The organism is Paenibacillus sp. fava2, assembly GCF_058313675.1.
In genome coordinates this window covers 3,905,376-3,932,130 of sequence record NZ_CM177755.1, presented here as the reverse complement: position 1 = coordinate 3,932,130, position 26,755 = coordinate 3,905,376, and the positions used below count along the sequence as shown (strand labels likewise).

General features: G+C 48.2%; 20 protein-coding genes and 1 riboswitch. Of the genes, 4 read left to right on the top strand and 16 right to left on the bottom strand.

The genetic code is table 11. The features are described from left to right. Window positions 1–2: 2 nt before the first annotated feature. The 8 genes from AC4G46_RS16905 to AC4G46_RS16870 all read right to left on the bottom strand — a co-directional run bounded on the left by AC4G46_RS16905 (window position 3) and on the right by AC4G46_RS16870 (window position 15,830). Window positions 3–2,339 (bottom strand): glycoside hydrolase family 3 N-terminal domain-containing protein, encoded by a 2,337-nt coding sequence (locus tag AC4G46_RS16905; protein ID WP_491123758.1) that lies wholly within the window; start codon window positions 2,337–2,339, stop codon window positions 3–5. 57 nt (window positions 2,340–2,396) lie between these two features. Further along, window positions 2,397–3,314: a carbohydrate ABC transporter permease gene (locus AC4G46_RS16900; protein ID WP_491123757.1), complete on the bottom strand. Its 918-nt coding sequence runs from the start codon at window positions 3,312–3,314 to the stop codon at window positions 2,397–2,399. A 28-nt stretch (window positions 3,315–3,342) separates the two neighbouring features. Further along, window positions 3,343–4,269, bottom strand: a complete 927-nt coding sequence (locus AC4G46_RS16895) for an ABC transporter permease (RefSeq protein ID WP_491123756.1) — start codon at window positions 4,267–4,269, stop codon at window positions 3,343–3,345. A gap of 90 nt (window positions 4,270–4,359) precedes the next feature. Then, window positions 4,360–5,892 (bottom strand): ABC transporter substrate-binding protein, encoded by a 1,533-nt coding sequence (locus AC4G46_RS16890; RefSeq protein WP_491123755.1) that lies wholly within the window; start codon window positions 5,890–5,892, stop codon window positions 4,360–4,362. Window positions 5,893–6,091: 199 nt separating this feature from the next. Next, complete coding sequence (locus tag AC4G46_RS16885) at window positions 6,092–7,609, bottom strand: response regulator (RefSeq protein ID WP_491123754.1); 1,518 nt, start codon at window positions 7,607–7,609, stop codon at window positions 6,092–6,094. Next, window positions 7,602–9,425: a sensor histidine kinase gene (locus tag AC4G46_RS16880; RefSeq protein ID WP_491123753.1), complete on the bottom strand. Its 1,824-nt coding sequence runs from the start codon at window positions 9,423–9,425 to the stop codon at window positions 7,602–7,604. The genes AC4G46_RS16885 and AC4G46_RS16880 overlap by 8 nt, the downstream gene beginning before the upstream one ends. A gap of 132 nt (window positions 9,426–9,557) precedes the next feature. After that, window positions 9,558–14,582, bottom strand: a complete 5,025-nt coding sequence (locus AC4G46_RS16875; protein ID WP_491123752.1) for an endo-beta-N-acetylglucosaminidase — start codon at window positions 14,580–14,582, stop codon at window positions 9,558–9,560. A gap of 408 nt (window positions 14,583–14,990) precedes the next feature. Next, window positions 14,991–15,830, bottom strand: coding sequence for a hypothetical protein (locus AC4G46_RS16870; protein WP_491123751.1), 840 nt, complete (start codon window positions 15,828–15,830; stop codon window positions 14,991–14,993). A gap of 469 nt (window positions 15,831–16,299) precedes the next feature. On the opposite strand from AC4G46_RS16870, the gene AC4G46_RS16865 reads away from it, so the two are divergent. The 4 genes from AC4G46_RS16865 to AC4G46_RS16850 are packed head-to-tail and all read left to right on the top strand — an operon-like array spanning window position 16,300 to window position 20,804. Continuing rightward, on the top strand, window positions 16,300–17,898 hold the full coding sequence (locus tag AC4G46_RS16865) for a spore germination protein (RefSeq protein WP_491123750.1): 1,599 nt from the start codon (window positions 16,300–16,302) through the stop codon (window positions 17,896–17,898). Next, window positions 17,855–19,135, top strand: coding sequence for a Ger(x)C family spore germination protein (locus tag AC4G46_RS16860; RefSeq protein ID WP_491123749.1), 1,281 nt, complete (start codon window positions 17,855–17,857; stop codon window positions 19,133–19,135). Before AC4G46_RS16865 ends, AC4G46_RS16860 begins: the two co-directional genes overlap by 44 nt. A gap of 9 nt (window positions 19,136–19,144) precedes the next feature. Then, the gene (locus AC4G46_RS16855; RefSeq protein ID WP_491123748.1) at window positions 19,145–20,227 is read left to right on the top strand and encodes a GerAB/ArcD/ProY family transporter; all 1,083 of its coding nucleotides are present in this window, start codon (window positions 19,145–19,147) and stop codon (window positions 20,225–20,227) included. 19 nt (window positions 20,228–20,246) lie between these two features. Next, complete coding sequence (locus AC4G46_RS16850; protein WP_491123747.1) at window positions 20,247–20,804, top strand: TVP38/TMEM64 family protein; 558 nt, start codon at window positions 20,247–20,249, stop codon at window positions 20,802–20,804. A 105-nt stretch (window positions 20,805–20,909) separates the two neighbouring features. On the opposite strand, the gene AC4G46_RS16845 is transcribed toward AC4G46_RS16850, so the two are convergent. From AC4G46_RS16845 to AC4G46_RS16810, 8 genes are all read right to left on the bottom strand, one after another. After that, on the bottom strand, window positions 20,910–21,098 hold the full coding sequence (locus AC4G46_RS16845) for a hypothetical protein (RefSeq protein ID WP_491123746.1): 189 nt from the start codon (window positions 21,096–21,098) through the stop codon (window positions 20,910–20,912). Between the two features lie 95 nt (window positions 21,099–21,193). Then, window positions 21,194–22,732, bottom strand: coding sequence for a glycine betaine uptake BCCT transporter (locus AC4G46_RS16840; RefSeq protein ID WP_491123745.1), 1,539 nt, complete (start codon window positions 22,730–22,732; stop codon window positions 21,194–21,196). Between the two features lie 144 nt (window positions 22,733–22,876). Then, window positions 22,877–23,347, bottom strand: a complete 471-nt coding sequence (locus tag AC4G46_RS16835) for a C40 family peptidase (RefSeq protein WP_491128905.1) — start codon at window positions 23,345–23,347, stop codon at window positions 22,877–22,879. A 4-nt stretch (window positions 23,348–23,351) separates the two neighbouring features. Continuing rightward, window positions 23,352–23,487, bottom strand: a riboswitch (cyclic di-AMP (ydaO/yuaA leader). Window positions 23,488–23,800: 313 nt separating this feature from the next. Next, complete coding sequence (locus AC4G46_RS16830) at window positions 23,801–25,186, bottom strand: sensor histidine kinase (RefSeq protein WP_491123744.1); 1,386 nt, start codon at window positions 25,184–25,186, stop codon at window positions 23,801–23,803. Then, window positions 25,176–25,892, bottom strand: a complete 717-nt coding sequence (locus tag AC4G46_RS16825) for a response regulator transcription factor (RefSeq protein ID WP_491123743.1) — start codon at window positions 25,890–25,892, stop codon at window positions 25,176–25,178. Before AC4G46_RS16825 ends, AC4G46_RS16830 begins: the two co-directional genes overlap by 11 nt. Window positions 25,893–25,969: 77 nt before the next feature. Next, window positions 25,970–26,161, bottom strand: coding sequence for a DUF2933 domain-containing protein (locus AC4G46_RS16820; RefSeq protein WP_491123742.1), 192 nt, complete (start codon window positions 26,159–26,161; stop codon window positions 25,970–25,972). Window positions 26,162–26,191: 30 nt separating this feature from the next. Further along, window positions 26,192–26,368, bottom strand: coding sequence for a hypothetical protein (locus tag AC4G46_RS16815; RefSeq protein WP_491123741.1), 177 nt, complete (start codon window positions 26,366–26,368; stop codon window positions 26,192–26,194). A gap of 49 nt (window positions 26,369–26,417) precedes the next feature. Further along, window positions 26,418–26,708, bottom strand: a complete 291-nt coding sequence (locus tag AC4G46_RS16810) for a hypothetical protein (RefSeq protein ID WP_491123740.1) — start codon at window positions 26,706–26,708, stop codon at window positions 26,418–26,420. Window positions 26,709–26,755 lie beyond the last annotated feature (47 nt).

The following is a 26,755-nucleotide window of genomic DNA, read 5'->3' as shown; positions in this document are numbered from 1 at the left end:
GTCTATTCCTCCATAACAATAAGTCCAATATCGAGCGTATCATTAACATTCCGGCCGACCCTGACCCGGAAGCTTCCCGGCTCTACCACCGGCTTATAATCCGGTCCGATATAGCTCAGCTGTTCTGCACCTACTGTGAAAGTGACCGTCTGTCTCGCTCCCGGCTCCAGAACGATTTTACGGAAGCCCTTGAGCTCCTTTGCCGGTCTTGTCACCTTACTGACAGAGTCGGAAATATACAGCTGAACGACCTCTGCACCTTGGTAGGAGCCGATATTCTCTACTTCAACCGTAACCTCAGCGGTACCGCCCGCCGGAATCTCCGCCGGTTCAATCCGCAGACCGCTGTAGCGGAATTCGGTATAGCTTAATCCGAACCCGAAAGGATAACGGGGCTGGGACGACCCTTCCAGATAACGGGCACCGCGTGAGCGTTTGCCGAGATAATAGACCGGCAGCTGTCCGGCATCCACGGGGAGGGAGACGGTCAGCCGGCCGGAAGGATTGACATCGCCGAACAGGATGTCCGCAATGGCATGTCCGCCTTCCTGCCCGGGATACCAGGCTTCCAGAATGGCATCCGCATGCTCATCTATCCAAGGCTCAGCGACAGGGCGGCCGTTGATGTAGACAACGACCACCGGCTTACCGAGCGCCTTCAGCTGCTGCATCAGCTCCAGCTGGATGCCGGACAGGTGCAGCGACATCCGGTCGATGCCTTCCCCGCAATCCATATCGCTCAGCTCATTCTCCGTAACCTTCGAGGCTCCGGTCCGCAGGTCAATGCTGCCTTCACCGAAATCTCTTGCGCTGGACCCGCCCAGCACGAGAACAACCGTGTCCGCCCCGGCTGCTGCCTGCATCGCAGGCTCCAGACCCTCAGCCGACTGATCCTTGATCCGGCAGCCCGGCGCATAGATCACCCGCTCCGGCTCTGCAGAGAGCTTGCTGCGGATTCCGCCGAGCACCGTCGTCACCTTGCCGGGAGGCTGCGGGGAGGTATAATCCCCGAGCTGGTTATAGCCGGCATCGGCGTTTGGCCCAATGACAGCAATCCTGCCGCTGTACTTAGACAGGGGCAGCACCCCGTCATTCTTCAGCAGCACAATGCCTTCAGCGGCGATGGTCCGGGCCAGCTCCGCATGTGCTGCACTGCCAATGAGCTGCTCCGCCCGGTCCGGGTCAGCAAACGGCTGTTCAAACAGCCCCAGCCTGAACTTCAGGTCAAGCACACGGGAGACGGCTTCATCGACGTACCGCTCCTCCAGCCTTCCGGAGCGGAGGGCCGTAAGCAGATGCCGTCCGAACATCTCGCCGGACATTTCCATGTCAATGCCCGCCTGCAGCGCCTGCACAGCCGCATCTTCGCCGTTCTCAGCCGTATCATGGCCGGAGGCCAGCATATCAATGGCGCCGCAGTCGGTAATAATCATGCCGCGGAAGCCCCATTCCCCGCGCAGCACATCCTGCAGCAGCTCCTTATTGGTTGTGCAAGGGATGCCGTCAATTTCGTTGTAGGCAGGCATAACCGATGCCGCGCCGGCCTCCACCGCTTTGCGGAAGGGATACAGGTCAACCTCAAGCAGCTCCCGCTTGCCGATATGCGCTGGTCCGGCATTCCGGCCGCCCTCCGAACTGCCGTAGGCGACGAAATGCTTCAGCGTCGCGCCTACACTCGACACGCTGCTGATATCCTCGCCCTGCAGCCCTTCGACTGAAGCTGCGGCGAATTCGCCGATGAGATACGGGTCCTCGCCGAAGCATTCCTCGGTGCGTCCCCAGCGCGGATCGCGGACTACGTCCAGCACCGGCGAATAGGTCACCGCACCGCCCTGGCTCCGGGTCTCCAGAGCTACAGCCCGGCACATCTCGCGGTACAGCTCCACATTCCAGGTGCTGCCGATCAGTAGCGGAACGGGGAATACCGTCGCCCCGATCGCCATATGCCCGTGCGAGCATTCTTCCCCGATCAGCAGGGGAATGCCCAGCCGCGAATGCTCCAGAGCATAGCGCTGAATAACATTCACCGCTTCCGCACCGGCGCGCGGTCCAAGTCCGGTATCCAGCGTAACTCCGGTCCAGGGATCTGCCCGCAGGGTTCCATATAAGGAACCGACACTGCCCTCACGGATTCTGCGTTTGAAATCCTCTGTCAGCCACACAATGCCTTCGGTCACTTCCGTATGATCTTCTGCCGGTTCTGCGCTGTCTTGTATATATTCATAGGTCTGCCATCCGAACAGCTGAATCAGCTGGCCTACCTTCTCTTCCGACGTCATCAGCCCCAGCAGATGTTCTGTCCGCCTGGAAATCGGCTGCGTATGGTCTTTGTATAACATCCGGCTCCACTCCCTCTCTGTTGTTTGGTGCGCTGCTTTGCTTCCCTTCACTAATACTTATTCTTTAACTGCCCCGACGGTCAGACCCTGGATGAAGTAACGCTGGAAAAACGGATAAGCGAAGATAATCGGCCCGGTAGCCAGCACAACCATAGCCATCCGCGATGTATCCTGAGGCATCGAGCGGAGCGCTTCCAGACTCAGCGAGCTGTTCTGGGAATTCTGCAGAATGAACTGCATGCTCGTCTCAATCCGCATCAGCATGGACTGCAGCGGCACGAGATTAGGATTATCAATATAGAGCAGCGCATTGAACCAGTCATTCCAGTACCCGAGTGTGCTGAACAAGCCAATCGTAGCCAGGCCGGGCAGGGACAGCGGCAGCACAATTCTCAGGAAGGTGCGGAATTCACCGGCACCGTCAATTTTGGCAGACTCAATCAGGGGATCAGGTACGCTGGTAATGTAAAAGGTACGCAAGATCATAATGTAAAAAGCATTCATCGCCAGCGGCAGCACCAGCGCCCAGATGCTATCCTTGAGGCCGAGCATCTGCGTCACGATGATGTAGGTCGGGACCAGTCCCCCGTTGAACAGCATCGTAAAGAAGGCGAAGAAGGCGAAGAATTTGCGGTACTTAAAGCTTTTACGCGAAATCGCATAGGCATAGAGTGAGATAAGCAGCAGGCTGACCATTGTACCAATCACCGTCACGGCAATCGTCACCCCATAGGACCGGAGCAAGGTATCCCCCGTGCCAAAAACATATTTATATGCCTCAAAACTCCATTTGGCCGGAATTAACTTGTAGCCGTCCCGGGCCAGCGCCCCTTCATCCGTAAACGAGATGAGCACCACAAACAGAAACGGGAACACACACAGTAAGGAAAAAGCTCCGGCAATACCATTAAAGACAATATTCCATACCGATGAGAGCTGATGAAAATCGCGCGATTTTACAGGCTTAGCAGACATTCGAAGACCTCACTTTCCTTTAATTCCCCTAGAATAATGCACTGTCCTTATCAAATTTACGCACGATGTAGTTGGAGGCAAGCACCAGCACGAATCCAACCACCGACTGATACAGGCCGGCTGCGGTACTCATTCCGATCTCTCCTGTTGTCTTAAGTCCACGGTACACATACGTATCGATTACGTTGGTCACGCTGTAGAGCGTCCCCGAATCTCTCGGCACCTGATAGAACAGCCCGAAATCTGCATAAAAGATTTTCCCGATCGCAAGCAGAGTCATAATGATAATAATCGGATTCAAAAGCGGCAGCGTAATGTTGCGGATCTGCTGGAATTTGCTGGCCCCGTCGATCATCGCCGCCTCGTACAGCGACTTGTCTATGCCCATAATCGCAGCCAGATAGACCACGCTGTTATATCCGACGGCCTTCCACAAATAGACAAAGATAATGATGAATGGCCAGTATTTCGATTCCGAATACCAGGAAATCTGGCTGCCAAATAATTGATTCAGCAATCCCCGCTCCGAGCTCAGGAAGCTGAACGCGAAATAGCCTACAACCACCCACGATAAGAAGTACGGCAGGAACATTCCCGTCTGATACAGCTTTGCAAGCTTTTTATTGGCTATCTCTGACAGCACAACGGCCAGCAGCACCGACATAATCAGGCCCAGCACAATAAAAGCTGTATTATACAAAATCGTATTGCGTGTAATCAGAAAAGCATCATTCGTGCTGAACAGAAACTTGAAGTTATCCCAGCCGACCCATTTACTCTTGATAATGCTTGCCCAGAACCCGTCCCGGCTGAACCGGTACTCCTTGAAGGCAATAACCGTCCCCACCATCGGCAGGTAGGAGAAGAATAAAAACCACAATGTGCCCGGCAGAACCATAAACAGCAACACTTTATTTCTCATAATATCCTTAGCCGATCTTCCTATTTTCCCCATGTGCCCTAGCTCCTCCTATGCCTTAAAATGCATTTATGGTGCAAAAAGACCGGGCCAGGTCTGTTCACCCTCCCGGTCTTCAATCAGGTACTACTTATTATTCGCTGCTTTCCAGGCATCGATTTGTGTCTGGGCTTCAGCAATGATTTTATCCAGACCGGCGGCTTTGAATTTCTCGTTGGCCTTGGCCAGGTAATCATCGGGATCTACCGAACCAGTCATCAGCGGGGCCCAGAATTCTTCCTTCACGTTCTGCACGGCGGCAATCTCATTGGTAATATTGGATGTATCGAAGTTGAAGCCGAGCAGCGGAGCATTGATACCGGAATCATTAAACTTCTTGAATTCTTCCCATTTGTTCTCCGGGTCACCTTCATTAAGATAGTTAATCATGATATTGCCCAGAGAGAAGGTTGGCATATCATAGTTTTTGGCATCAGGCAGGTTCTTGATCATGTTGTCGCTGATTTTCTCGTAGTGCACGCCTTCGATACCGGAGTCAATCATGTTGCGCAGTACAGGATCTGTGTTCAACAGGTTCAGGAATTCCATCGCCTTCTCAGGATGCTCGGAGTTGGCCGAAATCGCCTGCATCGAGCCCATTACGGACCAGTTGTAAATATACGGCTGGCCGGCTGGTGTCGATACAACCGGATAACCGTAGCTTGCGCTCCACAGATTGTCGGCCATCGGCTGGGTAGCCGCGCGGTCTGTGAACCATTTGCCTGCTTTATACAGGTCATCCACGGAGGTTGTAGTGGCTACTTCAGGAGAAATATAACCGGCCTGATAGAACTTGCGGACCGTTTGAAGCGCTTCCTTAATTTCCGGCGTTTCAAGAATATTTACAACCTTGTAGTCCTTGGTATCCATATAAACAGCCATCGGCATCTTCTCAATGACATAGTCGAACGGCATAACCGGCATAAAGTCCTTTACCATAGCGTACGGGGTGATTTCAGGCTCGTTATCCTTAATTGTTTTCAGCAGCGGCTCCAGGTCAGCCATTGTTTTCACACTGGACATATCGAGCTTGTATTTGTCCAGCAGCTCTTTGTTGAAGCGGTACACCTCTTGTGCCGGAAGCTCTTTGTTGGCCGGGATGGCATAGTTGTGGCCGTCAACCTTGGAGCCTTCCAAGAAAGCAGGATCAATTGTATCCACAATGCCTTTGCCTTGATCTTTGAGCAGATCATCGAGCTGCAGGAAGGCGCCTTTGCGGGCATTCTGCACATAATCAAAAGCCCAGGAGCAGGTGAACAGTATATCCATCGGTTCGCCGGAAGCGACCATAACCTGCATCTTCTGTGTGTAGTCGCCGAAGTCGATCATTTTCACGTCGAGCGTAACATTGATTTTGTCCAGCGTGTATTTGTTGACTTCCTCCATGACTTTATCCAGATCCTTCTGCGGTGCACCGATGGTATACCAGATCAGCTCTACAGGATCTTCCGCAGGCTTGGTTTCAGGTGCATCGGTTGCCGTGTTCGTTGCTGCAGCGTTATTACCGTCAGTACCCGCAGTATTATTGGTGTTGCTGTTTCCCCCGCATGCGCTAAGGGCCATCGAAAGCGTTAAAAGCGTTGTCAACAATAAGGAGAAGTGTTTCTTTTTCTTGCTCATATGTCGTACCCCCTTTTAATTAGCTGCCGGGCAAGCAGTCATACCGGGTATTTCCGGCTGCTGTTTCCCTGTGGCTATAGCCTAACTTTATAAGATGAAAGCATTTTCAAATAGAAGAGAAACTATATAAATTCAGGTATGAAATAAAGAAACAATGCTGTAAAAGTTAAATCCTTCTCTTTCCGTAAAAAGGACTGCCTTAGAGCAGCCCTTTGAATTCTGTCGGTGAGATGCCGACGTATTTCTTGAATTGCTTATAAAAATAGCCCATTTCCCAGTAGCCGACGCTCCGGGCAATTTCATGCACCTTATGATTTGTCAGGCGCAGCTGCTCCTTCGCTTTCTCAATCCGGTAACGGTTCAAATATTCGGCAAAGGATTCGCCGGTCGATTTGTGGAATACCTGTCCGAGATAGACGGGGTGAATGTTGAACATATAGCCCAGCTTTTTCAGGGACAGATCCTCCCCGTAGGATTTCTCAATATAATTCAGCACCTGATTCACCACCGGGCTTTTCAGCTCCCGGTCCAGCAGCTCAATGATGCTTCCGGCCGTCTCTCTCAAGGCTGCGGATAATCCCGGCAGGGATTGCGCCCTGCGAACCGCGGTCAGGCCGGCCCCTATGAGATCGCGCTCCAATTCATTGCGGATATCCTTAATGAGCATGCGGAAGAAGAGGACCCATTCAATGGCGATTTCCTTCAAGAGCTCAGGGGTGAGACCCTCCATACAGGACGCGGAGAAATACAGGTCGAACTGCTCCGTCAGCCCCGCAGCATTTTTGGACATAATTAATTTGGAGTATTCGCTCCAGTCCTCCGGCAAGGCCGCTTCCAGATTCTCCTTACGGTCCTTCAGCTGTTCATAATAAACCAGGCTGCGCTCCGGATGGATCTCCAGGAATTCCTGGACCTGCTTCGCCTGCTCATAGCTGAGCGGGGCGGAATCCTGCACATCGACAATGCTTCCGACCGAAATACGGAGCCTCTGGCTGTCAGCGCATAAGCCTTCTACCTTCTGCAGGAGTGAGGACAGCTCCGCCGCCCCCTTCTTTTCCCCGGCAAAATTATGTATGAGCACCAGATCATTGTCCGAATCCCAGAACATGAAGAAGGCAGGATAGGCAGCAACCAGCTCTGCCGCATTGCTCCTGAACAGCTCCGTTGCCGGATCTGCCTGGACCAGCGCAACCTGAACATAAGGCTCATTGAACGACAGACCCAGCAGCCGGAGCCGCTCAGCCAGCTCCACCGGGTCAATCTGGCCCCGCAGCCAGCGCAGCAGCACATTGTCTTTAAGCACGGAATTGGTGTATTGCGACCGTTCGGTATCCATCCTTGAGACATTCAGCTTCTCCACAAGGGTCTCCAGTGTACTGTGGAATTCCTCCAGATTAATCGGTTTGAGCAGATAATTTTCGATTCCGAGCGACAGGCCTTCTTTTACATACGTGAATTCATCATAGCCGCTCAGCACAACCGCCTTCATCTCCGGACGGAATTCACCGGCTGCACGGATTAGCTCAAGACCGGTCATCTCCGGCATCGAAATATCGGTTATCAGGATATCAGCGGGTACCTCACGCAGCCTCTCCAGCGCCTCCCGTCCATTCTCAGCCTGTCCGGCAATCGTAAGGCCCAGCTGATTCCAGTCCAAAATATCCTGTAGACCGCTCAGGATGAACGGCTCATCGTCCACAATAAATACCTTATACATGCTCTGTCTCCTCCTTCGCGGGATAAGGGAATGTGATGGTGACCTCAGTACCTTTTCCTTCCTCGCTAATCAGCTCAACCCCAAATGGTGCCCCATACATCAGCCTGAGGCGCTCATGAATACTTCGCAGCCCGAATGACTCTGACCCGGATAAAGCACCCTGATTATCCAGTCCCTGCCGGAGCTGGCTCAGCCGTTCTGCGGGAATACCCAGTCCATTGTCTGCTACGATAACCCGGATATGCTCATTCTCCGCGGTTACTGTAATGGTGATTACGTTCCCGCTCTGCCCGGTCCGCATGCCGTGCAGGATATAATTCTCGATTACCGGCTGAAGCGACATTTTGAGGACAGGCAGCCCTTCCAGCTCTTTATTGCACTCAATCGTATAAACAAATCTGTCCTTATAGCGGATGCGGAACAGCTCCAGGTACATCCGGCACGCCTCCAGCTCATCCTTGAACGTATATCTCGCCTTGGGCCGGACATAGGATTTGAACAGCACTGACAGGCTGTAGATCATCTCGCCGACATCCTTCGCCCCGCTTGAGATCGCCCGCATACGGATGACCTCCAGCGTGTTGTAGAGAAAATGCGGATTCACCCGCGCTTCCAGCGTGGCAATTTCCGTATGCTTTTGCCTGATTTCCGCCTTGTATACCTGATCAATATATTGGTTGAGCTCATCCAGCATGCTGTTGAAGCTCTTGGCGATCTGGCCCAGTTCGTCTTCGCGGCTGTCGATAATCCGGGTATTGAGGTCCCCGTTCTTCACTTTGCGGGTAAAGCGAATGATCCGGTGTGTGCGCTTGGCGAAATTGGAAATAAACATCGCCGGCAGCAATACCGCGAACAGGATGCAGACGAGGGCAATGAACAGAACTGTATTGCGTGCACTGCGGTAGGTTTCGGCTAGCTCCTGCCTGGAGATCAGGCTGACTACCGAATATCCGGCCTGGCTCTGAGTCAGGCTTGTTACCACCATCCCGTCAACTGTGATTTCCTCACCGAAGTTCAGTCCCGTCAGCTTACCGTATTTCTTGCCGTACCCTGCACCCAAAGTATCGAAAATGACTTCATTCTGTGCGGAGAGCACCAGGATATTCCCTTTAAACTCCTCCTTATAGTTGTTCATCGCCTGCCAGATCGCCGACGAGTCAAAATAGACCAGCATCTGGCCGATATTAAGCAGCGACGACTTATTGTTGATCGGGATTTTCACGGAGAACATGGGTGCTTTCTGCATTCCGATGCTCTTCAGTACCCAGATATTTGGAACAGACACGAGACTCTCCTCATCCAGATACATACTGTCCGGGACGAAGGAGCGCGCAGCATTGGTCGCCACGATGTCGAACTGCCGGCGGTCCTGGTAATAGTACATCACCTGCTGGTTGGCACTGTACAGCATGAGACTGCGGATATCAGGGTCATCATCGATTTTATTCTGAAAATACTGCACAACATTGGATGTGGACGGGTCTCCCTGAAGATAACGGTCCAGCCGGTGCTCCACATATTCCCCATACGGATTCTCCAGCAAAAAAGTAGTGTTGCTCGCCAGACTCCCGTCCCGGTACACATCGCGGATCATATCCTGGACAGACTGATATTTGCTCTCCACATAATTGCTGATGCTCTCCATCGTCTTCCGCTGGATATCCATCTGCCGCTGTACCGCCGATTCCGAGATCAGCTTCAGCATCAGATAAGTAAAGACGATAATCGTTGCAATGAACACACAGGATACGATCAGGGTGAAGCGCATGAACAAATTATCTTTAATATATTTACGGTACAGGGTGTTTCTCCGCATAATCCACCTCCTAATGTACATTTGAACTGTGAGCATGATACGCAAGAAGCGCTCCCCCCTGATGGCATCAGGAGGCGAGCGCCTTAAGTTATGGCTTGCGGAGCATGAGCTGCCCGCTTCTTAAACAATAGTTTATTGCAAATAATTCAGCAGAAGCTGCGCTGCTTCCGCACGGGTGGCAGAGGCTTTGGGTGCAAAGGTACCATCCGGCCGCCCGTTCACCATGCCGAGCGAAGCCGCTGCCTTCACAGCTTGCAACGCCCAGGCCGAGATTTCTGAAGCATCCTTCAGAGGCAGGGAGGCCGGAGCCTCCGGAGCCGAGCCGTGCTGCAGCGCGTAGGCCCGCATCAGAATAACGGTCATCTCCTCACGGCTGATCTCTGCACCCGGCTGGAACGTTTCAGGCGTCCGTCCGTTTATTAAGCCGGCATCCATCATGCCGGAGAGTGCTTTTGCGTACCAGGCATCAGCCGGCACATCGGAGAAACCGGCTGTGCCGCTGCCGCTCAATTGCAGAGCGCCTGCGATCAGCTGTACGAATTCAGCCCGGGTAATATTTCTGCCCGGCTGAAAGGCCGTCTCCGAGATTCCCTGAATCAGGTGCTTGGCAGACAGCTCACGCAAAGCATCAAAAGCCCAGTGTGCTGCCGGCACATCACTGAATTGCTTAGAGTATTCCAGCAGTGCATAGGTACCGCTGCTGCCCAGAAGCGCATTCAAGCTTCCTGCTTCCGCTGATCCGCCCAGATAAGTGAGCGTACCGTTACTGTCTATCCGGTAAAGCCCAAGCAGCTTCTGGTTCAGCCCTTCATCAGCCACCCAGCTAAAGGCCACTGGTACAGCCGCCTGCTCTGCACGGTGAACGCTTCCGTCCGCCGCCGTCAGACTAAGATCATAATTCATCAGCCTGCCCTTCAGCAGGACACCTGCTTCCGTCTTTAGCGCAGTGCCTTCGAGCGCCCTCAGCTCTGCTTTCAGTTCAATCCTGGCTGCGCTGCTCTGAGCGGCAGGCAGGGCTGCAGCCAGCTGCTTCAGCAGCTCCGGCTTCAGTTCAAGAGCCATTCCGTCTCCCGTCAACTTGAGCACATGAGTCCCCAGCAGCTCCCCGGCATTCCCCGGAAGCACAATTACAGCCGCCTTGCCTACCTTCACTGTAACGGCTCCGTTCTCCGCCGTACTACTCAGCTGGCTGGCTGAAATCACTGCGGATGAAGGCGCTGGCGTAGCGCTTGGCACTGGCGTTGGTGTCGATGTGGGAACCTCCACAACAACCGGCGGGCTGGTCTGAGACGATCCGCGGTTAACGAGCAGCTCAATCGCATCCGTGTTGACCGTATCCGAATAGGTGCGGCTGCCGATTGTACGGGTATTGGTCACCTGAACCTTGTATGCTCCCGCAGCGGAGCTTTGAATCCGTTCGAGGGTCAGAGAGCTGTCGTTTGCCCCCTCCAGCAGTTGATCATTCTTCAGCCAGCGGTAACTCAAATTACCGTACACCGAATCAGCGACCACCGTAAAGGTTGCAGCGCCTCCTTCGGTTGCCGGATTAGCGGAAACCGTGAATGATTCAATTACAGGAGTTTCGTGTATCGGGTACACCTTAAGCAGAAGCTCGTTTCCTGTGACGGTCTCCGGTGTTTCCGCTCCCTTACCGGTCAGCTGGACCCGGTACTGGTTGCCGTCATCCCCGGCTTCCGGAGTGAACCGGTACACTGCTCCCGTAACACCCGGTATCTGCAGCCATTCTCCGCTGTCCTTAGATTTCACTTCCCAGCCGATAGATTCAATATCTCCGGTTGTATTAACAACCAGGGTAACATCCTCTCCTGCAACGGTCTCCAGTGCAGAAGGCAGGTCCGCAATAAATGCCGGAGTTATCCATTCCGCCTCAGCCGGGAGTACCTGCAGGACATATTCAGCTTCCCCGGTCATCCCGCTTTCGTTCGTCACGATCACCTTGTAAGTATAGCCGCTCATTTCCTCTGTCAAGGCTGTCAGTCCCAGAAGATCGCCAGATCCCGCCGGTTCAGCTTCATAGCCAGCCCCTTTATTCACGTACCAGGTATAAGTGAGTGCTCCGGCACCTGTACCGGCTGCACGCAGCCAGCCGTCCTTGCCTTTCCGCATGGAACCTTCACTGACAATCTGCACAGCCGGCGCCTGAAGATTCCATTTGGCAGTCAGGGTAAGCGGCCCCGTCACGGTCTGGTTCGCGAAATCCCATTTCACCTGGTCATTGTACCAGCCTTCCAGCTCGTAGCCCTCGCGAACGACCGCCGGAGCCGCAACCGGATTACCGTATACTGCCTTAACCACAGTCTCAGCCGGATTGCCTCCGCTGCTGTGAAAGGTAATATGATATTGTCCTCTAAGATAGACAGGTTCAGATTTATTTCCGCTATAGTCTTCCATTACAGCTGTGACTACTTTTGCCGTCGATGTAAAACTCAGACTGGCTTTGGTCGTGCGCCCGCGGATAATAAGCGGCTTATTGGCTGCAGCGCCTGACAAGTAGGTTACCGGGAAGGATTTAGCCTTGCCGTCTTCATTAATGTACATATACCGCCAGTCCCGGGTATTCGGCATCGGCAGATTCAGCGTATTGTTGTTCCAGGACCAGGCCTCAGTATAAGGCTCTGCTATTTTATCAATAAAAGCCCCGTTATAGGTGACAGCATCCGTACTGCCCGCCTGCACTGTAACGGTATACTCATCTCCGTTGACAGGCATGTCAGTGAACAAGGCTGACACTGTACCTTGCGGCAGGACCATTTCTCTGGATACAGGCTCAGGCGTTGTGATCCAGTTGACCGATTTTACAGTAACCTTGATGCTGCCCTGGCTCTGACCCGGATTGGACCATTTGACCAAAAAATCACCATTGCTGCCTGATTCGGTTTCAATGTTCGAGACCGCGGTGTTCAGGTCGAAGGATAAGCTTGCTGCTTCACCCTCCAGCCCGTCCGCGCCTACCGGAACGACCTTCAGCACACCATACTTGGACGGCAGCTTCTTAATGTAGAAGGTTTCATCGTATTTTCCGCCCATAAATACGTCGTTCACGTAGACATTATATTGCTTCACTTTGGAATAATCGTTGTCCATCGTCCAGTTTACGATCATTTCATTGGTGCCGGAGAGCGCCTGGGCAATCTTAAGATTCGCCGGAGCAGCCGGTTTGACAGACGAGCCGTCATAAATCCGGAGCTGGCCGATATTCACCTGATAATCTGCGATTGTACTCTGCCCCGGTGTGAATACAAGCCCGAACGCCGCGATCTCCCTGCCGGCATAGGCACCAAGATTCAGTTCGGCAGAGACCCAGCCGGCGGTTTGCTTCCCGCTGCTTCCTACAGGCAGCTTAACCACTTCGTCCGGCTTATCCTTGAAGATGAGGCCGGCACTTATGACCGAAGCATCGTCGGCAGACGGCTTATTATAGACGACAGATAGCTTGGAGCCAGCCTTCACGGCCAGATCACTCTTGTATAGGCGGAGGAAATTCTCCTTGTCCAAGGCCCCGCTTACAGCGAGGGAGCTGCCGCCGTTGTAGGCGCCGAGCTGCTTGTAATGGACCCGTGTGTTGGCGGTCTGATTATATTCCGGGCCATAATCGAAATCTACCGTCAAAGGGCTGCCTGCAGTCTCCTGCCACCATTGCCAGGTAACCGGTATATCCTGCAGACTCATATTGGACCACTCTTCCCCGTTTGATTCCGCCCCGTTCACATAATAGGAGAGCCCGTGTCCGGTATTGAAATTTGTATAGAAGTTCGTATCCTTCACAACCGAGCGTTCCGTAATGACCGAGGCAATGCCCGGCCAGTAGCGGTTATCGGCATAGACATCAGCTACCGTATTTGTTGGCGATACGGTTGTACTGGCCGGATTGACATTCGGTCCGGACCACCAGAGCTGCTCCCGCAGATGGGTCATCCACTGGTAGCTGTTGTCAGAGCGGTTGGAGACGGGCCAGGCTTTTCCCATATCTTCATCAAGCCCGGCATGTACGAAGTCTGCTCCCAGCGTGGCAAGGCTGACCAGCGGTACGCCGCCCGACAGTTTATTCTTAAGTGCAGTTCCCTGCACACTCTTGAAGCGGTCACGTCCAGCCTCAAGTCCCGCAAAGCCGATGTCAAAGAGGGTGTAATTAGTCCCTTGGGAGGTGTTCAGATTGCTCAGATAATTCTTTGCAGAAGTAATCTGCGAGCTGCCCATGCCATAGTCGAAGAAGTAGGAATCCGAAACCTGTTCCTTCGTTGACTTGTCATACAGCATAGAGATGTTATTGTCGTTAAAGGTACGGGCAAAGGTATTGGAACCCGTTGACGTATTCAGGGAATCGTACCACTGGACGTACATGCCTCCCTTTTGTAGCGTTTTCATAAAAGCGATGTAGGCGGGAATATCCGCAGTGGCCACATTTGGGCTTAGCTCCTCCTGATTCAGGAAATACCCGTCATAGCCAAAATAACGCGCCATTTCAATCATTTTCTCCGCAACCGGGAAATTCCCGTTCTCGTCCTTCACAATCATCTGCTTATAGGTCTGCTGACCGCGGTCATTGTTGGAGAAAAAGACACCGGCCAGTGACAGAACCCCGTTCTTATGTGCGGCATCTGTATAGGTCGGGTTCGGTATGTTCAGCATGCCGAATTCAAACCATTTCTGCTGCCAGTCGGACTGCGCCAAGTCATCGTAATATTCAGGCGGGGTATACGCTGTAGCGGTACCATGCCAGTAAGAATAGTAGTCAATGTACTGCCAAAAATTGAAATGATACTGGGCAAACTTGTTCGTATAAGGGGCGTTCTCAATGAATGCGTTTCCATAATCGCCGGCAACGGTAATCATTTTTACATCCGGGTTCAGACCGGGATTTGCCTGTGTGTCCTTGAAAGGCGCAATCCGTTGCTGCAGTGGTACGCGGGACCTTAGCAGTTCTGCATCGGGATCGGTGGCCGGGCTCCAGTCCGCAATCTGATTGCTGGTATAGCCGTGTACACTGGGCTGATTCACTCCATGCGCACTGTCTTCCTTGAACGGCCAGGTGTCTCCGGCAAGGGCGGTCTGCGGCAGCATTGTGACGAGAAGCGCTGCACTAAGTGCAGCTGAAGTCAGCTTACGGAGCTTGTGTGCTCGTGGATATAATACCATTGTTCACTCTCCTCATTCCATGGATAATTTCTGGTGCTTGGCTCAAGCCTTTTTTTGAAATCGCATTCATGAAAAGATCCGCGGTACCTCCCTTTTCTTTTTATCCAACATAACTATATAGCAGGATCTGCCGGTCCAAGTAGAAGCGATATTAAAGATACCCTAGTCAAATTAAAGAAAAAGATGATAAAGCAGCATTCCGATTTACATAAGCAAAACTTGATCACACAAAAAAACCCGCGCTCAGCGCGGGTTCTAATGAAACATGTTCTTGTCCGATGACAAAATAAAATGAAGTGGATAATAGTAAATTAGTGGCCCATGCCATGGGTATTGGTTGTTACTGTGCCGCTATAAACAACACTGGACACCCCATCAGCACTTGCCGCAGTCAGAATGGCGAATGAACTAATCAGTAATACGGTGGTCAATAACAAAAGCTTCTTTTTCATCATTGAACTCCCTCTCTATGATTTTTTTCATTATGTAGTGATACTCCTGCTGCTGGGAAGCATTGGCGTCCGTTCTAACAAGTTCATAAAAGGCAGTTGCTTTTCTAAAACCCGCCTCATCTCTTAGTCTACCACTAAATTCAATATTTTCTATTATCAGGTTTATTGCATATTCTTTTTTGCCTCTTTTAAATAAGTAAATAGATAATAGATGAACGTATTCTATGTAATAATGAACATCTACATCAGGTGAGGAAGCATCGGCTATTTCAACATAACCTTGTAATTCGTCCAATGCCCAATCCACTGAGTAATTGTATTTTAACGCTGAGTCTAAGATGTTTAGCAAGCCGGCAGTAAACTCTTTTTTGCCGCATGTCTTAAGGAATTCCACGTATTCAGGCAGGACGCTATTGTTCCCCTCAAGCAAAGCGATTACAAAAGCATTTGCTACGGCAATACTTTTGTAATATTCAATTTCCGACAATGAATCTTCATCATAAAGCTTTACCCAGCTCAGATTTGAATACCTTTTAATATGTTCCCTTGCAATGTTATATTCTCCTATTTTCTGATGAGCAATCCCCTTTGCGCAAAGGCTAAAACCAAAATAGTAAACCAGCGATCGCTTGAGCATTTGGGCTTCTAATCCATAGGGATTAGTTGCATGTATGACTGAAACCACTTCAATAAGCTTGTCTGATATTTCTATCATTGCTGTCCAGTTATCCAAGGAGAATGAAGCTTTTAGCATGTCTATTAACGAATCAGCGTTCATGCCATTAAGTTCCAACAAATCCTATTTCACTCCTTTAAGTTCCATTAAATAACAATTATATGATCCTTTTGTCCATTGGTCAATTGTTTTGTAATATCGTAAAATCGATGATCCAAAACAACAAATTATGATATTATCCCCATAACATAGCTGATGCATTTCTATATTATTTAAGGAGATTATCTGATGAGGTATTTCTATATGCAGCCCCGGTAAAATAATACCCGCTTCCAGATAGAAGTTTTGGAGCATGCACTGGGTATCCAGTTCCATCAGTTATTTCCTGTTAATCTCGAATCTCCCCCGGAAAACACCCGGAAGCAGCCTGACCTTCGTTTTATCGATTTTGACAGCATCGGCATCTCTCACACCCTCACTTGATATGATGTGAATTCCGGCTTATGCGGTTGTGGAGTTTGCAGCTGAATAAAATTAATCCAACTCATGCAAAATATGTATCACACTTCATTGAAAAAGGTGAGCTGTTTTGCTGAATAAACTTCGGAAAATACATTTATTCACCCATAAGAAAAGGAAAACACCTAAAAGAAAAAATACAATTCCACCGCTTACACCAACCAGCGCTACTCAGCTTGATTCAAATATATCGTTACAACTGACCAGGATTCAGGAGCAATTTGGACAGAGTTCAGATCTGGTTGTGCAAAAACTGGATTATGTGGATGACAACTCTTTTTACATCGGAATCTGTTATCTAGAGGGTCTGACGGATTCGCAAGCGGTACAGCAGGAAATGAAGAACATCAAAGCGGTCATTGCAAAGATGGAAAAAAATGATTATGTCAGTCAACCCAAACGTTTATTAGAGATGACCAATGGGCGGATTGCAACTGTTCTTGAGGAAGAAATATTGATTAGTCATTTATTTGAGGGCTCTATTGCTGTATTAATCAACGGAGCTGCAGAAGCTTTCACAGTACCGGTCCCAGGCGGTGAACGACGATCTGTTCAGGAACCAACATCGCAGACGGTTATACGCGGTCCCAAAGAAGGGTTTGTTGAGGATATTTCAACGAATATTGCGCTTGTGAGGCGTAAAATTAAATCACCTGACTTACATGTAAAAACGCTCTCTGTTGGAAGAAAGACGAATACGAAGATATCGGTTCTCTATATAAAGGGCACTGCTGAACCTGAGGTTGTTAATGAGATCCTTTCGCGGGTCCAATCCATTGATACGGATAGCATTCTGGAGAGTGGATACATTGAGGAATTTATCCAGGATGGGAGATTTTCTCCCTTCCCTACCATGATTAATACAGAACGCCCGGATGCAATCGCCGGAGGTTTGCTTGAGGGGCTGGTGGCTATATTCGTAGATGGTACTTCATTTGTCCTTATTACTCCTGTGACCTTCTCCAGGTTTTTAACATCCAGTGAGGATTATTATCAAAGATATGATATATCAAGTTTTCTACGATTAGTTAGATTGGCTTCATTTTTAATTGCTTTGTTTCTCCCATCCTTTTTTATTGCGATTACAACGTTTCATGCTGAAATGTTACCTACAACACTTCTGATTACGCTGGCTGCACAACGGGAGTCAACACCATTTCCCACGATAATCGAAGCTTTTTTAATGGAATTAACTTTTGAGGTTATCCGGGAAGCAGGTGTCCGAATGCCCAGAGCTATTGGACCAGCTATATCCATTGTGGGCGCTCTGGTTCTCGGTCAAGCTGCAGTTCAAGCAGGACTAGTATCCGCTGCTATGGTCATTGTGGTCTCCTTTACCGCTATAGCCAATTTTGTACTGCCGTACATTAACATGTCTGCAGCAACGCGTCTACTTCGTTTTTTGTTAATGATCCTGGCAGGTACCTTTGGCTTATTTGGCATTCTGATTGGCGTTACTGCGATCGTTGGTCACTTGGTATCCCTTCAGTCTTTTGGTGTCCCTTACCTGAACCCTACAATAAACAAAAGTAATCTAAAAGATATATTTATTCGAGCACCTTGGTGGAAAATGAAAACACGTCCTGCATTGAATACAACGCAACATACTAGAGAGGGGAGCAGTTATGCTGAACAAGCCAAAAATTCGAAGCCAGATCCCTTATCCTAGCAAGAATAGCATCATGCATAAATGGCTCTTAAGTTTAATTTTAATGATATTCGTTCCCCTACTTACAAGTTGTTGGGACAAATCAGAGTTAAATGAATTGCGGATTACAACTGCAACAGGGGTAGATCTTCTGGATAATGGATGGCAACTATCCTTTCAGACGATTATCCCTTCCTCCATGGCCTCTAACTCAGGCGGCGGTTCTGGATCTTCAGGGCAACCGGGAGTTCACACATTTGCAGTTCAAGGCCCCACAATTGGGGAAGCTAGAAATCTAAGTCAGTTGGAATTGTCCCGGAAAATCTTCGTAGGGCACAATAAGGTTATTGTGATTGGCAAAGAAGCCGCAGAAGGAGGGATTTTACCCATTATTGATGCCTATCTGCGAAACACAGAATCACGTGAAACGGTACTCATGCTTGTAGCTGAAGGTAGAGCGAATAATATCCTTCGAAAGCTGATTCCGCCTGAGAAGCTGCCGGGTAACAGTTACAAAGAAATATTGGACAATGAAAGCCGGATCACATCCATATTTGCTAAAACCTCTGTGTATGATTTCGCACTTAGGCTTTTTTCGGATTCGCCAAGCATTGGAGTTCCGGTCATATCCATTTCGGGGGATAAAACAGAAGAAAATGAAACAAAACTGGAGTCCATGGATGTTTTAAAGGAAACCTCCCCTCGTCTAAAAATAAAGCTAACCAGATTGGCGGTATTTAAAAAGGATCGGGTTGTCGGATGGCTCAATCGCAAGGAGAGCCTCGGGCTCTCGTGGCTCACCAATAAAGTCAATCAAACGGAGATTTCGTTTACCTGCACTGACAGTGAAAAGGTGACTAACGCCTTAAGAATCACCGCCTCCAGTACGAAGCTGCGGCCTTTAAAAGTGGATGGCCGATTCGTAATGACAGGTACGATTGACGTGAGAGGTGTTCTGGATAACTATTTGTGCAAAGATAAATTAAACAGTACTCAAACGATCGAGAAGCTGAACAGAAGTGTTGAGGAGCAAATTCTTAACGATATTAATACAGCCTGGAGCAAGCTTAAAAGTATCAATGCAGATGCGGCCGGCTTCGCAGATCAGATTCATCGTAAATATCCAAAGGAATGGAAGGCGCTTCAGCCTAATTGGGAGCAGGAATTCCAGAACATCGGCCTTCAAGTTAAGGTCAAAGTGAATATAAAACACCCTGGACTCATTCAAAACACCATTAACCAGTCAAAGCCGGAATAAGGAGAACGTATGAAAACCCAAACGAGCGCAACCCAGATAGGCATCACCCTCTTCTTATTTCAATTAGGAAGCACCCCTTTATTTCTGCTGGGTGGAACTGCCAAACAGGATGTCTGGATTTCTATGACTTTGGCTTCAGTGGTCGGCTTATTACTTCTCTGTGTGCATCTTCAGATATACCAATTGGATGCGAAACATGATATATATGAAATACTTATTCACGCATTTGGAAAAATAGTTGGTGGTGGAACCGCCTTAGTATACGTTGTTTACTTCTTTTACGATTCTGTCCGCATTGTGCGTGACTTAGGCGAGCTTGTTAGCGTTACATTACTAAATAGAACTCCAATGCCAGTTGTTCTATTTGCAGAACTAGCGGTAATTGCTTTTGTAACCCAATATGGACCAAGAGTGTTTTTTCGATTTTGTGGTGTGTTTTTATATGTTGTTCTATTGGCGTATCTGGTAATCTTCAGTTTAATTCTGGTATCAGGTTTAATACATTTTGAATTTATGCTTCCTGTGATGGAGAACGGATTTAAACCCATTATTGATCCGGTTCCGGATTTAGTTGCATTCCCATTTGGACAGACCATTCTATTTCTAAGCATGTTTAAATATGCTACATCCCAGCAAAAATTAAAAAAAACGATATTATGGAGCTATACGCTTGTATCTATCCTTGTAATCATCATTAATCAAGTAGTTGTCCTTGTCCTGGGACCGGTATTAGCCACAACCGTAACATACCCGCTATATACTGTTGTACAACTAATCCAAGTTGGCTCTGCGATTGAACGCAGTGATGTTTTATTTACACTCATTTTATTCATTGGGTTAGTTATCAAAATAAGTCTCTATTACATAGCCATATCCATTGGACTTCAACGGGTGCTCAAAATCAAATACAAGGTATGGATAAAAATTCTAATGATACCCCTTCTTTTGGTTTCACTTCGATTCTCTTCATATGTAAGCTTCATGTTTGGAGAACCTCTTTACACAATTACGTTATATAGTTACCTTGTTATACAAATAGCAGTTCCAGTGTGCCTCCTTACTGTAATGTTAATTAAAAGAAAATACAGCTAAAGAAAAGGAACCGTTTTAAATGGCTACGCACATCGTTGAATGGTTAGGTGAAAGCGGTTATTTCGCCATTATTATAAGTGTGGTTTTTAATATATTATTAAGCATTTTTGCTGTCATCCCTAGTGTGTTTCTAACAGGAGCTAACATCACTTTTTTCGGTTTTCTTAACGGTATGATTATTTCCTTTATCGGAGAAGTGCTCGGGGCTATTGTAAGTTTTATTCTTTATCGCAGGGGGTTCATGTACTTAACACAGGCTGTTAAAAATGAGAATAAATATTTGAAGAGACTTCAACAAACCTCCGGCTATGAAGCCTTCTTTCTCATTCTCGCTTTAAGAATACTCCCCTTTGTCCCTTCCGGGCTGGTTAATATCTCAAGCGCCATTAGCCGTGTTAGCTGGTTCACCTTTGGATTAGCAAGCATGCTTGGAAAACTGCCGGCTCTGATTATTGAAGCCTATTCTGTTCAGCAATTGCTGATTCTCAGCAAAGAATACCTCAGTGTGGCTTTGATTTTAGTTAGTATTGTACTAATTCTAATCATTATTAAGGTCAGGAAAGGAAGAAATACTTAGCAGTGGGAAAAGCTATTTGATAGTCCATTATAATTAATATAAACATTAACTAAAAGTAAAGCCGATCCTTTGGGGGATCGGCTTATTTCTGGAGCATCGCTTAAGTCAATCTTGTCTGTTCTCAACTGATTTCATACGGTTTTGATCATCAGACGGCCGGTCGTTGCTGAGTTCCTGGCCTGCTTCTGCCTCGCCATGCCCGCTGACACTACGTGCAAAATTGGTGAACTGTCTTTTTTGCTCATCCATTTCGTGTTTTTTCTTTAGAAGCTCCTTGGGATCCTGAGTTGTCATATCTTATCCTCCTGGAAAATCAGATCATACTGCTGTTTGTTCTTTTGAAGTTTTCCATTATATCCAAATGCTTATTCAAGTAATTAAATGTTATTTCAATGGGTCTGTGCCTGTTCCTCCAGGAGTCGTTTCAGCTTTTGACGTTGATGCTTTTCCCTTTGCCGGCGCTCCTTATCCTCAGCCTGCAGAGCCTTTAGCAGGGAGAAGCACATCCCGATCAGGACAATGGCAAAAGGTAAAGCTGCTACAATCGAGGCGGTCTGAAGGCCGCTTAATCCGCCGCTGATCATCAGGACCACAGCTATGGCGGATTGCAGGATTCCCCAGGTTAATTTCACTCTGGCACTGGGATTGAGCCTGCCGTCTGAGGTCAGCATGCCCAGCACAAAGGTAGCCGAGTCAGCTGAAGTAACAAAAAAGATTATGATCAGAAGCGTAGCAATAAAGGCGATTAGGGTACCTAAGGGCAGCTGCTCCAAAGTGATAAAAAGAGCGGTAGTCGTATCTTCTTTAACGGACAACGCTAAATGGGCAGCATCGAACATTTCCAGGTGAAGACCTGTACCGCCAAATACCGAAAACCAGATAAAACCAAACAGGCTCGGAATGATCATGACGCATATCACAAATTCCTTAATGGTTCTTCCCTTGGAGACTCTTGCAATAAAAGTTCCAACGAAGGGAGCCCAGGCGATCCACCAGGCCCAATAGAATAACGTCCACGCACCAACCCAGGTTCCCCTTGAAAATGGGGTCAGCCTCAAACTCATATTAATGATATTTTGCAGGTAGCTGCCTAACGTGGTTGTAAAGGTATCAAATATAAAAGAAGTCGGACCTGTGGCCCACACGAATAGCATTAACAGCACCGCTATAATTAAATTTGTGTTGCTGAGAATTTTTATGCCTTTGTCGAGACCCGTCGTCGCGGAGATGAGGTACAACACGGTCATTACAGCGATAATGACGATTTGTGCTGTTATCGTGTTAGAAACCCCAAATAAATAATGTAATCCTCCGCTGATCTGAAGAGCACCGAGTCCAAGCGAAGTAGCCACGCCAAATACGGTGCAAATAACCGCCAGAATGTCGATTGCCTTGCCCACCCAGCCGGCAGCCAGCCGTTCTCCGATTAGAGGAATAAAGGTTGAACTTATCAAGCCTTTATAACCTTTGCGGAACTGAAAGTATGCAAGTGCCAATCCGATGACCGTATAAATGGCCCACGGATGAAGCCCCCAGTGAAAAAAGGAATAGCGCATTGAAATCCTTGCTGCTTCTGCCGTACCTCCCTCTACACCCTCCGGGGGAGATAAATAGTGGGACAACGGTTCAGCCACGCCCCAGAATACAAGTCCAATCCCCATACCTGCGCTAAAAAGCATCGACAGCCAGGATAGTGTAGAGTATTCCGGTTCATCATCTTCATCTCCAAGCCGGATGCCGCCAAACCTGCTGAAGGCTAAATAGAACGTAAAGATCAGGAAGAACAGTGTGGCCAGCAAATAAAACCAGCCGAAATTGTGAATGGAGAAATTGTAGGCGATGTTAGCCGTACTTGCCAGCCGGTCAGGGGATACTGCTCCCCATATTGCAAAAATCGCAACAATGGTAATTGCAATCGTGAAAACCATAAAAGATCCTCCAAAGTTGTTAAGTTTAAACAGGTTTTCTTCAGTATGTGTTTTTTCAGCTTGTAATATTTCGTGAAAATAAAAAAGACCGCCTCTCATGAATAGAGACGATCTTCTATACTCCGGTTGTAGATGATCCTTGCATTAACGGCTCACCATATCAGAAAAGCTGTTATCACTTACCACCCGGCGAGCGGTTACATACCGGTCCTTATAATACGATTCTGACAAGCTGCTGATTTTTACTCCCTTACTGCTGGAAGAGTGAGCGAACTTGTTGTCTCCTACATAAATGCCCGCATGGGAAACTCCGGAACCCGTTGTGTTAAAAAACACAAGGTCACCCTCACGCAGATCATCTTTGGCTACAGGAATGCCGGTTTTAGCCTGCGATTGAGAAGTGCGCGGTAGGTCATCCACATTGAACTTCTTAAGTACATATAGAATAAATCCGGAACAATCAAAGCCTGATGTTGTGGTTCCTCCATAAAGATAAGGGGTTCCTACGACCTGATTCACAACACTGTCCAGCGATACCTCGCTTGCGTATGTACCTGGTGCTGCAGAAGCAAATATAAATGAGGCTGCCAACATGGATACGATGACTTTCTTCAGAAACTTGTTCTCCCTTCAATGCCTACGGAGTTAGCTGAGGATTCGGTTAAAGGTTCCCTATATTCCCTTTCGTTCAAGAATAATTCACCCAAAAAAATGGTTCCCCCGTTTTCAACGCTGAAATTCGGCAACTTATTAATATTTTGTAACTATTAACACTTTAATAGATGGCAGGCAGCCTGTCAATCCTTTTAAAATTTAATAGAATAAAGAGTAACGTTTTTGTCATTTCTTCAATTTAATGTTTTTTACAGGCTTTGTAGACCCTCGTAAATACGGCACTCAAACCTACGATAAAAAATATACAGGCTGCCATCTTTATGATCCCGCCTATTTGGATTAAGGGATTGCTCTGAAATGATACTGCGGATATCGTCATGCACGTTAAGCCCATACCGATAAACATAGCCGCTATGAGCCATTGTATTTTTTTCATTTGCCTGCCTCCTGACGTCATGGCTGCCGGTCAAACAGAATTTCGAAACGGGTGCCTTTACCTGACTGACTCGTTACTGAAATCTGACCTCCCTGCAGTTCCACCAGCTTTTTCACTATAGACAGTCCTAAGCCCGTTCCTCCAAATTGACGAGACCTGGACTTCTCTACCCGGTAAAAGCGTTCAAAGATGTACGGGAGCTCATCATTCGGAATGCCAATCCCAGTATCTTCGATGACTAACACAAAAGCACTGCTGTAATAAGATACGGAGACCTCGATTTTTCCTTTTTCGGTATAACGGACTGCATTCTCCAACAGATTGATTAGGATTTGCTCCATCCGTTTTTTGTCTGCACGAATATCCTTGATCATACCTTGTTCATGGTATAGCAAGCCGAGATTTTTTTCTCTTGCCTTGAGCTCTACTTTTCGTATCGCTTGCTGCGTCATTTCGGACATATTCACGGAGTCGAGTTCGAGACTGATCTTGCCTTCTTCCATCTTCGCCAGATCAAACAGATCCTCCACTAAATGCTGCAACCGTAATGCCTCATCATAAATGATTTCCAGGTATTTGTTCTTTTCCTCTTCTGTTTCATAAAGCTCCTGCCGGAGCACCTGAGAATAGCCTTCGAGATAGGTAATCGGCGTACGCAGCTCATGAGAAATATTGGCGAAAAACTCTTGTCTGGTATCCCTGTATCGCTGAAGATCCACTGCAAGATCGTTGATCGCATAAGCCAGGCTGCCTATTTCATCTTTGCTGTTGATGTCGAGCCGTGTTTCCAGATCACCTGCTGCGATTTTTCGGGTAGCCTGCTGCATTTTGAGTAATGGCCGTGATAAATACTGAGCGATAATCCATGTAATGCCAAGTGCCAACAAAAAAGCGCCTATTCCTGACAATATCAAAAGATTACGGACAGCCGATAAGGACTGCTCCATTTTCACGGTAGAAGACATTACATAAAGTGCAGAGGTAGCTACCCCATTCTCATAAATCGGCTGGCCGGATACAAAGTAACGAATTCCCGAAGGTTCGGTATATAAGAAATTGACTTTTTTTCCTGTAAAAATGGTTTCCAGATCGGTGTTGTGAATGATCTTCTGATCGGAAGAATCGTGAGTTCCCGAATGCAGAACGACTTCCCCATCAGGTTTGACGTTGAAAATACTAACATTAGAGAATTCGGCAAAGGTTTTCATTGTTTCATCAGACATATTATCCGAATGGGCCATCACTGCAAAGTGGGAGGCCAATTCCTCCGTCTCTGTGCGCATCCGGTCGCTATAAAAGCCCGTAAATAAACGGTCGACTGTAAAGCCCAGAAATACCAATACAATCAGAAACAGCGTAATAATAACAAAGCCTAATTTAAAACCGATACGGTTATTTTTCATTGGTATCACCAGAAATGTTAAATTTATAGCCAACCCCCCATACCGTCTGGATCGGATTATACTTCAGGCCGGAGTTATGCATTTTCTCCCGTATGTTCTTGATATGCGTGTCTACTACCCGGATTTCTCCTTCAAAATCATATCCCCATAAACGTTCCACCAGTTCCTCTCTTGTATAGGCCCGCTGAATGTTTTGCGCCAGAGTGGCCAGAAGATCGAACTCCTTTTGCGTAAATTCGATTGCGTGATCACATATTCGGACTTCTCTGGCTTCCGGCGTGATGATCAAATCAGGAAAATGGAGTCCGCGGGCAGGTTGAACAGGCGTTGTTTGGTTTATGGCAGATCTGCGGATTAAAGAGAACAATCTGGCCAGTAATTCTTCAGAATCAAAGGGTTTGGTTAAGTAATCATCTGCTCCAATATCCAGGCCCTTGATCTTATCCCTGGTTTCTGTACGAGCCGATAAAAATAAAATGGGCGTATTTACTCGTTCTCTGATTTGCCTGCAAATCTGCCATCCATCCATGTCGGGCATCATCACATCGAGAACAATAACGTCAAACATATGGGCATGAACGAGAGCTAAAGCTTCTTTCCCGGTTGATGCTTCCTTAATTTCAAAGCCCTCTTTCATTAAGTAAATCCGGAGCAGGTTTCTCATATTCCATTCATCATCTACAATTAAGACCTTGAGTTTAGACACAGGATATCCCCTCCCCTTCAACTTTATCTTATCGTTAGAATGCCGCAAGCGGATATCGCTTACGGCATTCCCCGGATCTATTTTTTTAAGCTTTGTAATTCTTTACGGATTCGTTCATTTTCAGCTTTCAGATCAAGCAGCTGTTCCTGAACACTTTCAGCAGCAAGCGGCTTGCCGGAGGAACCATGAGAATGTCCCCCTTTCATCGTAAACATCATTACAATCATCATTATCGGACAAACCAGTACAAGAAGTGTAGACCAGTCCATTTGAAATCCTCCTTATATCTATTCCTAAAATTAGTGGCCTGAATGCGGATTGTCTCCGGATGCGGGAGAAATCTCAAGCATATCATCGATTTCACTTTGTGCTCCGGCTGTAATTGCGTTGTTATCCCCTGTGATCCATGCGTGGTTATACGGACCTTCTGCTGGAGAATCCTGAAACTTCGGCTGAATATCAGCTGTGTATCCCATTACCGCCAATCACTACAGCTTGCGGGAGTTCGCCCGCAACGTTGGCATATTAAGCATCAATGGCCCCGGCGACTGCAGCCGGCTCGTCTCCTTCAATTTTATCCAGCTTCATATTAAGCGTATCCAGTTGTTTGATTACTGCATCGGAAGCCGGGCCCACGATAATGACCTGAATCCCGTCATTTCCTTCCGCACCCATAGGCTTCAAACGTTGTAGTTCCCCGAGCGTTGCTTCAGGAACCTTGTCTTTCTCAAAGAATAGGACAGGTCCGTTGCTTGGGTGGTGTATAAGGTCTGTACTTACCGCAGCAATTTGCCAGTTGCTGACGTCTGTAAGCACGACACTTGCAGGCCGGTTACTGCCAAATACGCACGTCCAAAGGGTCC

Bases quoted from the DNA above. Each gene is read 5' to 3' on its own strand.
- AC4G46_RS16905 (WP_491123758.1), bottom strand. From the start codon at position 2,339: ATGTTATACAAAGACCATACGCAGCCGATTTCCAGGCGGACAGAACAT.
- AC4G46_RS16900 (WP_491123757.1), bottom strand. From the start codon at position 3,314: ATGTCTGCTAAGCCTGTAAAATCGCGCGATTTTCATCAGCTCTCATCG.
- AC4G46_RS16895 (WP_491123756.1), bottom strand. From the start codon at position 4,269: ATGGGGAAAATAGGAAGATCGGCTAAGGATATTATGAGAAATAAAGTG.
- AC4G46_RS16890 (WP_491123755.1), bottom strand. From the start codon at position 5,892: ATGAGCAAGAAAAAGAAACACTTCTCCTTATTGTTGACAACGCTTTTA.
- AC4G46_RS16885 (WP_491123754.1), bottom strand. From the start codon at position 7,609: ATGTATAAGGTATTTATTGTGGACGATGAGCCGTTCATCCTGAGCGGT.
- AC4G46_RS16880 (WP_491123753.1), bottom strand. From the start codon at position 9,425: ATGCGGAGAAACACCCTGTACCGTAAATATATTAAAGATAATTTGTTC.
- AC4G46_RS16875 (WP_491123752.1), bottom strand. From the start codon at position 14,582: ATGGTATTATATCCACGAGCACACAAGCTCCGTAAGCTGACTTCAGCT.
- AC4G46_RS16860 (WP_491123749.1), top strand. From the start codon at position 17,855: ATGCTGAACAAGCCAAAAATTCGAAGCCAGATCCCTTATCCTAGCAAG.
- AC4G46_RS16855 (WP_491123748.1), top strand. From the start codon at position 19,145: ATGAAAACCCAAACGAGCGCAACCCAGATAGGCATCACCCTCTTCTTA.
- AC4G46_RS16850 (WP_491123747.1), top strand. From the start codon at position 20,247: ATGGCTACGCACATCGTTGAATGGTTAGGTGAAAGCGGTTATTTCGCC.
- AC4G46_RS16845 (WP_491123746.1), bottom strand. From the start codon at position 21,098: ATGACAACTCAGGATCCCAAGGAGCTTCTAAAGAAAAAACACGAAATG.
- AC4G46_RS16840 (WP_491123745.1), bottom strand. From the start codon at position 22,732: ATGGTTTTCACGATTGCAATTACCATTGTTGCGATTTTTGCAATATGG.
- AC4G46_RS16830 (WP_491123744.1), bottom strand. From the start codon at position 25,186: ATGAAAAATAACCGTATCGGTTTTAAATTAGGCTTTGTTATTATTACG.
- AC4G46_RS16820 (WP_491123742.1), bottom strand. From the start codon at position 26,161: ATGGACTGGTCTACACTTCTTGTACTGGTTTGTCCGATAATGATGATT.
- AC4G46_RS16815 (WP_491123741.1), bottom strand. From the start codon at position 26,368: ATGGGATACACAGCTGATATTCAGCCGAAGTTTCAGGATTCTCCAGCA.